Source organism: Pseudoalteromonas sp. bablab_jr010 (assembly GCF_016464105.1).
GTDB lineage: Bacteria > Pseudomonadota > Gammaproteobacteria > Enterobacterales > Alteromonadaceae > Pseudoalteromonas > Pseudoalteromonas simplex.
In genome coordinates this window covers 224013-234759 of the sequence record NZ_JACDWV010000148.1, presented here as the reverse complement: position 1 = coordinate 234759, position 10747 = coordinate 224013, and the positions used below count along the sequence as shown (strand labels likewise).

8 protein-coding genes are annotated in these 10747 nt (G+C 39.1%); 7 read left to right on the top strand and 1 reads right to left on the bottom strand.

The window, feature by feature from the left end; genetic code table 11:
- Positions 1 to 2: 2 nt before the first annotated feature.
- The 6 genes from pyrD (at position 3) to JIG37_RS14480 (ending at position 7868) form a co-directional block, all read left to right on the top strand.
- Complete coding sequence (pyrD, locus tag JIG37_RS14505) at positions 3 to 1013, top strand: quinone-dependent dihydroorotate dehydrogenase (protein WP_199529676.1); 1011 nt, start codon at positions 3 to 5, stop codon at positions 1011 to 1013.
- A gap of 120 nt (positions 1014 to 1133) precedes the next feature.
- Positions 1134 to 1664 (top strand): cell division protein ZapC domain-containing protein, encoded by a 531-nt coding sequence (locus tag JIG37_RS14500; RefSeq protein ID WP_138600650.1) that lies wholly within the window; start codon positions 1134 to 1136, stop codon positions 1662 to 1664.
- Between the two features lie 178 nt (positions 1665 to 1842).
- Entirely contained in the window at positions 1843 to 3960 is a 2118-nt protein-coding gene (gene rlmKL, locus JIG37_RS14495) for a bifunctional 23S rRNA (guanine(2069)-N(7))-methyltransferase RlmK/23S rRNA (guanine(2445)-N(2))-methyltransferase RlmL (RefSeq protein ID WP_166340263.1), read from the top strand.
- Complete coding sequence (locus tag JIG37_RS14490; protein ID WP_054551385.1) at positions 3953 to 4186, top strand: glutaredoxin family protein; 234 nt, start codon at positions 3953 to 3955, stop codon at positions 4184 to 4186. The genes rlmKL and JIG37_RS14490 overlap by 8 nt, the downstream gene beginning before the upstream one ends.
- A 14-nt stretch (positions 4187 to 4200) precedes the next feature.
- Positions 4201 to 6111, top strand: a complete 1911-nt coding sequence (locus tag JIG37_RS14485) for an ABC transporter ATP-binding protein (RefSeq protein ID WP_199529675.1) — start codon at positions 4201 to 4203, stop codon at positions 6109 to 6111.
- Between the two features lie 11 nt (positions 6112 to 6122).
- Complete coding sequence (locus JIG37_RS14480) at positions 6123 to 7868, top strand: DUF3466 family protein (RefSeq protein WP_194441518.1); 1746 nt, start codon at positions 6123 to 6125, stop codon at positions 7866 to 7868.
- 78 nt (positions 7869 to 7946) lie between these two features.
- Here the strand turns inward: JIG37_RS14480 and JIG37_RS14475 are convergent, their stop codons facing one another.
- A complete protein-coding gene (locus JIG37_RS14475; RefSeq protein WP_054551382.1) occupies positions 7947 to 8456 on the bottom strand; it encodes a DUF2062 domain-containing protein in 510 nt (169 codons plus the stop codon).
- Between the two features lie 96 nt (positions 8457 to 8552).
- Between JIG37_RS14475 and JIG37_RS14470 the strand changes: the two genes are divergently transcribed.
- A complete protein-coding gene (locus JIG37_RS14470) occupies positions 8553 to 10706 on the top strand; it encodes a DNA internalization-related competence protein ComEC/Rec2 (RefSeq protein WP_199529674.1) in 2154 nt (717 codons plus the stop codon).
- The last annotated feature ends 41 nt before the right edge of the window (positions 10707 to 10747 follow it).

Sequence of the window (10747 nt, the reverse complement as noted above, 5' to 3'; positions counted from 1 at the left end):
CCATGTTTTATGATCTAGCTCGCCGTTTTATGTTTACCCGTGATGCGGAGTGGGCTCATGAATTTGCACTTAATAATTTACGCCGATTTGCTCATACGCCATTGAGTGCTGCGTGGTCTCAATCTGTCCCTAATAAACCCGTTAACTTTTTAGGTTTAGAGTTTAAAAACCCAGTAGGTTTAGCGGCAGGCTTAGATAAAAATGCCGAGTGTATTGATGCATTTTCGCAAATGGGTTTTGGTTTTGTTGAAGTAGGTACTGTTACACCACGTGCTCAAGCGGGTAATGACAAGCCACGTATTTTCCGCTTACCTGAATCAAATGCGATTATTAACCGCATGGGCTTTAACAATAAGGGCGTTGATAACCTAGTTAACAATGTTAAAGCAGCGAAATACGACGGTATTCTAGGTATTAATATTGGTAAAAATAAAGATACACCAAACGAGCAGGGTAAAGATGATTACATTCACTGTATGCGTAAAGTATTTGAGCATGCATCGTATATCACAGTAAATATTTCTTCACCGAATACCCCGGGTCTTCGTGACTTACAATATGGTGAAGCGCTTGATGACTTATTGCAAAGCTTAAAGAATGAACAACTTGATCTAGTTGCTAAACATAACAAACAAGTACCTATGCTAGTTAAGATCGCCCCTGATCTTGATGAAGTACAAATTGGCCAAGTTAGTGAGTCATTGATCAACAATAAGATCGATGGTGTTATTGCTACAAATACCACGCTTGAGCGCGCGATGGTACAAGGTCAACAATACGCAAACGAAGCGGGCGGTTTATCTGGCCAACCAGTTCGTCAGCGTTCAACCCACGTGGTTAGTGAGCTTAAGCGTTTAACCGAAGGTAAACTACCTATCATTGGTGTGGGTGGTATTGATGATGCGGATTCTGCAAAAGAGAAATTTGCAGCTGGTGCAGACCTTGTACAAGTTTACACTGGATTCATTTATAAAGGCCCAGAATTGGTAAAAACGATCCTAAATAGCTTATAAGGATCAGTTATCTAAGCAATTGATCATTAATAAAATGTTCTAAGAAATCATTTTATTAATGGTCTGCTTTAGTTATAATTTATGATTAAGCGCACAGTATTTATTCGTTAGGGAGGAGACATGTTACAAGCATCTAAGCAATGGAAATGGCTTGCTTGTGCGAAAAATAATCGTCTTTTGGTTGACCTTGACCAAGATATGCAACTGTGCACGCCTTACAAACTTCGCCAACTTACTGATGCTGTTTTACAAGAGCCAAACTTTAGCCTTGAAGATGCTGCATTTTATCAGCAAGTTTATCAATACCTCGAAACATTCTCACTGTGGAACCCTGCACAGCTTTGCCAAATCGCGCTAAATGCCACTGCGGTCAAATTTCATTTAAAGCCTGTACTTGCAAAAAGTTGGTTCTTTCATGAGTATCATGGCAGCCAGCCAAGTGTTGAAGCAGTGGTTAAATTGTGCTCGCAGGCACAAGAAGGTGAGTTTTTAATTGTTGACCACTCGAGCGAAGCCTCAGTGTGTATTAACCTAAGCCAACACTTTCAATTAGACGAAAACCTTTCTCTTGAACAGTTTGAAGCTATTAAGGTTTTAAATAACCGTATCCATCCTGTTTATATTCAACAAAAACAGTTCAAATCAGCCTAGGGCGTGTTGACCTTTGTGAATTAAAATTTGTTCACTCTAGGGGCGATTTAATCGCGGCGCGAGATTTGTAACCTAGTGGGCTAAGTAAAAATCCAGCTAATATCCCTGCAAATGTTGGCGTTTTTGTTCGCCAAGCTATGCTATAATCCTGCGCAATTAGCATTTAAGGGTTTTTACTTTGCAATTTATCGCACTTACTTCTATCGGAATAGAAAATTTACTTGTTGATGAGCTTACAGCACTCGGTGCCGAAGTCTCAAAACAAACCGTGGGCTCTGTACGTTTTGAAGCAGATAGCTTATTAGCACAAAAGATTTGTTTATCGAGCCGTTTTGCGACTCGTATCATGATGCTGATAGAAGAAAAAGAAGGCGTAAAAGACAAAGACAGCCTTTATCAATTTGCACGCTTACAGCCTTGGCAGGAGTGGTTTGGCCCTAAGCAAACCTTTGCTGTTGATTTTAGTGGTACAAATAACGATTTAAAAAATACGCAATTTTCAGGTCTAGTTGTAAAAGATGCGATTGTTGATTACTTCGCGGATTTATTCGAACAACGTCCAGATGTTGATAAATACAATGCCAACGTTCGAGTTGTAGCAAGATTGAACCGTCAAGGTGTTGCGCTTTATATCGATTATTCTGGCCCGCGTTTATCTGAGCGTGGTTATCGTCAAGATCAAGGTAAAGCGCCGATTAAGGAGCATTTAGCTGCTGCTCTTGTAAAAAGAAGTGGTTGGCTTGAAAACGTGCAACAACCTTTATTCGATCCATGTTGTGGTTCGGGTACCATTTTAATTGAAGCCGCAAGCATGGCTCGCAATGAAGCACCGGGCTTATTCCGTGAAGGTTTTGCCTTTGAGCGCCTGCCTAGTTTCCGTATTCAAAAGTACAAAGAATTAAAAGCAGAACTAACTGCACAAATTACAGATCCTAAACTTTGGCTTATTGGCCATGATATTGACGGAAGTGTGATTGCAAAAGCGCAAGAAAACGCAGAGCGTGCAGACCTTGCTAATGTGATTAAGTTTAAACAAAGCGATGCCACTAAGTTAACCTCCGTTGCGAAACTACCTGGTGTGGTGATTTCAAACTTACCTTATGGTGAACGTTTAGGCTCAATGGCTGAGCTGGTTAACTTACACCGTAGCTTAGGTGTTGGCTTCAAAAAGCACTTTAATCATTGGAAACTTGCTTTACTTGGCACTGACGAAAGCTTATTTAAGTTATTAAAGTTAGTTAAGTTAAAACGCTATAAGTTTAAAAATGGCCCGTTAGATGTTGTATTAAATCTTTACCAACTAGACGATAAACAAGTAGAACTTAGCAAAGAAGATAAGCCAGCTCTTAACTTTGAAGGTTCAACCGCCTTTGCAAACCGTTTAAAGAAAAATAAGCAAAATTTAAAGAACTGGTTAAAGCAAAATGAAGTGAGCTGCTACCGTGTTTATGATGCGGATATTCCAGAATATAACGTAGCTGTTGATGTATACGATGATTCAGCGGTTATTTTTGAATATGCTGCACCGAAAGAAATCGACGATAATACGGCTCAAAAACGTTTGCAAGATGTGATCAGCCTGACTGCAGAGCAGTTAAATATCGCACCAGAAAATATCGCAGTTAAAGTTCGTAAAAAACAAAAAGGTGAAGAACAATATACCAAGGTAGCAAAACAAAATCGTACGCAAGTCGTTGAAGAGTTTGGCGCTAAATTCAAAGTAAATCTATTTGATTATCTAGACACTGGTTTGTTCTTAGATCACCGTTTAGCTCGTCGTTATATCCAACAAAACGCACAAGGTAAACGTTTCTTAAACTTGTTTGCTTATACGGGCAGTGCATCTGTGCATGCTGCTGTGGGTGGTGCTAAAGCCATTACCACCGTTGATATGTCAAAAACCTACTTAAAGTGGGCGCAAGAAAACTTTGCCCTGAATGATATCAGTAATACACGCTATCGTTTTGAGCAAGCAGATTGCTTGAAGTGGCTTGAGTATGCACAAGGCCAATATGATTTAATTTTCTTAGATCCACCGACGTTCTCAAACTCAAAACGTATGAAAGATGCGTTTGATGTTCAGCGCGACCACATCAAACTTCTTACCTGGGTTAAGAAGATTTTAAGCCCGAACGGTACGCTTATATTCTCAAACAATAAGCGTGGCTTTAACATGGATGAAGTAGGGCTAATGGGTCTGGGTTTAAAAGCAGAAAACATTTCTGACAAGACTTTATCACCAGATTTTAAACGTAATAAGCAAATTCATAATAGCTGGCTTATTACTCATGGCTAATTTTACCCTGTACCACACTGATGGCTGTCATCTGTGTGAAATGGCCGATGAATTATTAATTGCTGCAAACGCTTCGTTTGTAGCAAAAGACATTATGGACAGTGAACAGCTGATTGAACTTTACCAAACCAGTATTCCGGTTGTGGAATCTCATCAAGGCGAGAAATTATTTTGGCCTTTTGATGCTGAGCAATTAGCGCAATTTATTGCTGATAATAAAGAATAAGAGTAGTAATCACGATGGATTTAATCAGAATAGCCAAAGCTCAACTCGCTTATGGTACGCATCCGCTACTAGATGATGCCGATGCCGTTATTGAGTCAGGAGAGCGTGTTTGTATCGTTGGTCGAAACGGTGCTGGCAAATCAACACTACTAAAAGTGCTTGATGGCCAAGTGACATTGGATGATGGCGAAATCAACCAATTAGGCGGTATTCGCATTTCTCGTTTAGAGCAAGATCCACCAAAAGGGGCGGCAGGCTCAGTATTTGATTATGTAGCGCAGGGTATGCCTGACATCGCTAACTTACTGATAGAATATCACCAAGTTAGTAATCAAATGCAAACAGATTATAACGATAAATTGCTTAACAAATTAGAGCGTTTATCTAATCAATTAGAAACTGTTGATGGCTGGCGTTTTGATACCCGTATACAGCTCGTTTTATCTCGCTTAGAGCTAGATCCAGAAGCCAAGCTTGAATCATTATCGGGTGGTTGGCTACGTAAAGTTGCCCTTGCACGAGCCTTGGTTAGTGAACCCGATTTACTGCTACTTGATGAGCCTACCAACCACTTAGATATGAGTAGTGTTATTTGGCTTGAGCAGTTTTTAAAAGAGTTTAAAGGCGGTATCGTTTTTATTTCTCACGACCGTGCATTCATTCGAGCAGTTGCAACCCGTATTCTTGATTTAGACCGTGGTAAGCTGGTTTCGTACCCTGGCGATTACGCGACGTACCTTGAGCAAAAAGCGCATGATTTAAAAGTAGAAGAAACACAAAACGCACTATTTGATAAACGCTTAGCAGAAGAAGAAGCCTGGATCCGCCAAGGTATTAAAGCACGTAGAACGCGTAATGAAGGCCGTGTGCGCGCTTTAAAAGAGTTACGTAAAGAGCGTAAGCAGCGTGTTGATCAGGTCGGTAAAACCGATTTCAATATTGAAACAGCGGAGCGTTCAGGTAAATTAGTATTCGAAGCGAAAAACATCTGTCATGCATTTAAAGATAAAGTGATCGCGAAGGATTTCTCGACCCTTGTTATGCGTGGCGATCGTGTTGGCCTTGTCGGGCCCAATGGTATTGGCAAAACAACACTGCTTAAAATTTTATTTGGTGACTTAACACCAGATAGCGGCAGTGTTAAGCAAGGTGTTAATTTAGAGTTTGCTTATTTTGATCAGTATCGTCAAAAGCTTGATGAAGAAGCCACAGTACAAGATAACGTAGCTGAAGGTAAGCAAGAAGTGATGATGGGCGGGCGCTCACGTCATGTGCTTGGTTACTTACAAGACTTCTTATTTCCACCGGCAAGAGCGCGTACGCCAGTAAAAGCGCTATCAGGTGGTGAGAAAAACCGCTTATTATTAGCAAAGTTATTTTTAAAGCCATCTAACATTATTGTTCTCGATGAGCCAACCAATGACCTCGATATTGAAACTTTAGAGCTCTTAGAAGAGATCATCAACCAATATCAGGGCACCGTGCTGATTGTAAGCCATGACCGTGAATTTATTGATAATACCTGTAATTCTGTATGGGCATTTGAAGGTAACGGCAAGATAACCGACATTGTTGGTGGTTATAGCGACTATGAAGCGTATGCCGCTCATTTAGCTGAGCAAGAAAAACAACAACAGCAACAAATTAAGCAAGAAAAGCCGGCCGTTGTTAGCCAAGATAAAACACCAAAGAAAAGTAATAAACTCTCTTACAAATTAAAACTTGAATTAGAAGAATTACCCAGTAAAGTGGAACAACTTGAAAAAGCGTTAGACGCTCAGCAAGTTGTGGTTAATGACCCTGACTTTTTTAAGCAAGATGCTGCAATTACAACAGAAGCATTGAACCATTTAGCCGAGTTAGAGTCTGAGCTTGAAGTCGCTTTTGAGCGCTGGGAAGAACTCGAAGATTTAAAGAATCAGTAGTAAGGATTAAAATGAAATACAAATTACTCGCTGCCAGTATTTTAGCCACCCTAAGTACCTCAGCGATGAGCGCAACCTATAAATTAGAAGAATTAGGTGGGCTAGACGGAGCAAAACATAATTACGTAACAGATGTCAGTGAGAATGGTCATATTATAGGTATAGCCAATTCTCTTTATAGGTTACCAATTGATATCTCATATATTGATTTTACAGACTCTGCTATCAAAAATGCCTATGATGCTCGTGAATCATATTTTGAATCAATAGACAAAGAGATTACTTTTACATTAGATGATATTGAAAATAATGATGCAGTGAATACCAATGCTGATGCCCATCAGTTTATGATTGATTTTATTACAGACACTCAATCTAACCGTTTAACTAATTCAGAGTATCAGAAACTATCAAGTGTAGCTGCGACGATATACGGCTCCGAGGGTGTTTCGGAACAGGTATTATTCGATGAGCAATCACTAGATTATGATGGCTTAACGCGTTCAACTACGAACATCCTAAATGCAGTTAGTGATGATGGTGTTATGGTTGGTTGGGGGAGTGCCCCATATGAAAAAACATCGTTTACACAAACTGATGAAGATGAAGAGGAAACACATTTCTTAAGAGATTTTATTAGTCGTGCTATTGTAATTACAGAAGACGGTGTAAAAGTTGAACTTGCACCAGAGTTCGACGAGTACGGCGGTATTAGTACAGCAAATGATATTATCAAAACAACTAACGGCTATGAGGTTGTAGGTAGTGTTTCAATTGATATCGCAGTTGATCCTCTCGATGATATTACTGATAACTGTGATGGTGAAGATGAACCAGTCTCAGACTGTGTCGAAACATACAATCGAAGCTATACGGCGGGTATTTTTAACAAGCGTGCTGTTAAGTGGACGTTAGATAGCTCTTTAAACATCACTAATACAGAATTGTATGGTTTAGGTTTAACACCAGAAGATGATGAAGATTTCGCTTTTCGTAGCAACGCAATAACTCTGAACGACTCAGGTTTAATTGTGGGTACATCAGATGTTCGTTACAAAGACACCGATACTAGAATTACAATGCCAGTTATCTTTGAAAATGGTGAAGTAAAACAGTTTATAGACCAAGACGATGATTGGACTTCGGGACAAGCTTTAGCTGTAAATAATAATGATATTATTGTTGGTTATGCTGCTAAAAGAATTGACACAGCAACACGCACTAAGTTTTTTTATTATGATAAAAAAAGCGATAGTGTAGTTTTCCCATCCGATTATTTCTCTAGTTCTAGCTCAGTTGCAAACGATATTAATGATAACGGTATTATTGTTGGTGAAGGTGAAACAGATATCTATAACACCACTACTCGTCGTAGAGAAGGCTTTATTTATACGGTGGGTGATGATTCTATAGTTAATCTCAATGACTTGTTACCTTGTTATGAAGAAGATGGTGAGACTCGCTTTAAATATACGGTTGCTGAAGCGAAATCAATTAACAACAATAATGAAATCTTTGGTGTTGCGACTAAAACTGTTGAAAAGACAGATTCATTCGGTAATGTTGTAGTTGATGTTGATGGCAATATCGAATATGAAAGTATTGCTGTTGCTGTTAAGTTAACACCAATTGATGGCAGTGTTGAAGAATGTCCTGCAGAAGAGATTGAACAATACGAGCGTCAATCAGCAAGCTTCCCATGGTATGCTTTATTGCTATTACCATTTGCAGCTGCACGTCGCTTCTTTAAAAAGTAATCGTTTCGTAATCGAGACTTACTAATCAATATTAAAAACCCAGCTTTAAGCTGGGTTTTTTGTCTATACTGAAATCAGTTATTTTTTATGGCGATGTATCCATGCTTTTCGGACTGAGCGTTTCCAAAGCATGTCGGTAGCAAAATAACCGATGATAGCAGCAGCAGTAGCACAAATAAGTGAGCCAACTAAAAAGGCTGGGCCAATTGTTGTAAGGCTATCTATAAACCATTGCCAGCTTGGTTCAAATTGGAAGTGCTGTTGTGGCTGAGCAAGGGCAATCGTGCCTACAATATATGAACAATAGAAAATAGGAGGCATGGTTAGTGGGTTCGTGATCCACACGGTTGCAACAGAAATCGGTAAATTTACTCGAAATGGAATAGCCAGGGCGGCTGCAAGAACCATTTGAAAAGGAACAGGGATGAACGCAAAAAATAAACCAACCGCAAATGCACCACGTGCTGAGCGTCTATTTAAGTGCCATAAATTGGCATCATGCAATAAACGACCAAAAATTCTTAAATACTTGTGTTCTTTTACCTTGTTATGATCTGGTAAAAAGCGTTGGATCGTTTTCTTAGCCATTTAAAGCAACCATTTACATCTATTTGGTTATGCAGCGGCTTTGTCATAGGCTGTTTTTTCACCCTATATACATTTGACACTGCGGCGTTTTATATAATGAGTTTTGCTGTATTGCTAGCAGGTGCCTATTTTAAGCCTTTTTTAACTCTATTGTCAGGGTTTATTTGCGCTATTTTGGTAGTGATTTTTCATTACTTCGTCTTTTACTCAATCTCTGACTGTCAAATCGATTATCAACAAAGCCGATTAGTTCGATTTGAGGTAGTTGAAACATACAGTGAACAAAGCCCTTACTACATTAAAGCAAGTCTGAAACATATTGAATCTTGCCCTACAAGCATCCGACCTGCTCCTAATGCAATGCTCAGCATTACTTCAGATAAACCGGTTACTAGTGGAGATGAATTAAGCGCAGTACTCAAACTTAAACCTTATCGATCAGTAATAAATTTCTACAGTTTTAGTAGAGAACGGCAAGCATTACTTGAGCGAGTATTTTATAAAGGCCGAAGCGTAGGAGAGATAAGCTATTTAAATCATCATCAATATGACTCCCTGCGTGTTAGTTACCGCACTTATATTGATAAAATTACGGCAAACACACGATTACAATGGCTTTATTATGCGCTTTTAACCGGTGACAAAAGTAAAATAGGTTATGAAGATAGAAAGCATTTGCGTGAATTAGGATTGTCTCATCTACTTGCTATTTCGGGTCTTCATATCGGACTTATCTTCGCAGTCGGTTTTTATAGTAGTAAGTGGCTGTTAAGAGTGAGTCACTTTCGTGTAAGCCAATCAATTCAATTAAATAAGCTATTTGTTGTAATAGGGTTCAGTTGCTCGCTCGTTTATGTTTACTTAAGTGATTTTATAGTTTCTGCAAGCCGGGCGCTGCTAATGTTAGGCTGCTACCTTGTAATCTATAACTTAGGAAAAAACCCAGTGCGTTGGCGTTCAATTTTGTACGCCTTGAGTGTGGTGTTGTTTATAGACCCATTTACGCTGTTGAATCCTGGGCTCTATTTCAGTTTTTTGGCCGTTACGGTCATCTTTCTACTGACTAAAAAAACAATTAATTTGTCACTTAGTTTTTTAAAGCGATTTGTACAGCTACTGCAAGTTCAATGCGCTTTATTTGTTGGTTTACTACCGCTATCCTTATATTACTTCTCAGGTACTAGCGTGATAGGTTTATTGATTAACCTTATTGCTGTGCCCTTGGTCGGTGTGCTGTTATTGCCTTTGTTGATTTTTTATAGTCTGATTTCTAGCCTACTGGATATTTCAGGTCTGTTATCACTTATCGACATTGCCCTGTATTTTAGTTATCAACTATTGCTTTCTATCCCTAATGACTGGCGTTGGTTGTCGTTCAATGAGTTTAATTTCTCATTATTGATCATCAGTTACATAACACTTCTGCTGTTGTACTTTAGCCCTAATAAATATGTGTGTTTAATTCCTGTTTGTATATATGCCGTTGATAGTAAATTACAGCCAGAAGCAAAGTTTCAGTTGGATGTGTTTGATGTCGGGCATGGCTTAATGGTGATGGTAAGCAGTAAAAATAAAGCGATAATTTATGATTTAGGCCCACAGTATTTTGGCCGTTATGATTATGTACACCGCGTTTTACTTAACAACATCAATAAACAGCAGCTATCTGTGATTGCCACCATAGTAAGCCACTTAGATAACGACCACTCTGGTGGTTTAGCCAGTTGGAAAGAGGCTGGCTATCAACACACTTTAGCTACTTTTCATCCTCAGGGGCTGTTAAATAAGTGCAAAACAACCACCATCAAACTTGCTGAGCTTAATATCAGAAGTTTTACAGCAAAGGTAGAAAAAGCGAGTCGCAATGACCAATCTTGCTTATTAAAAGTAACAGGTTTTAATTATTCACTTTTACTAACTGGAGATATATCAGCAGCGGCAGAAGCTAAACTTGTTGAAGAGGAGGTGGAATTACGAGCGACTATTTTAATAAGCCCCCATCATGGCAGTAATACCTCGTCAAGTTATGAATTTATTGATGCAGTAAATCCTGAAGTAGTTATCCATTCATCTGCTTACCAAGGGCAATGGCACTTTCCTCACCCAGAGGTTGTAAATCGTTATAACCAACACCATATACAGCAGTTATCGACGGCAAAGTATGGCCATATACGCATAAAATTTTATTCAGATACGTATCGCTTAGAATTTGCGCGAGAGCAGGAAAGTTATTGGTTCGAACAAGATTGACGTTTTGTTTTTACCCCCTAAAGGCTACAATAGTCGAAGTC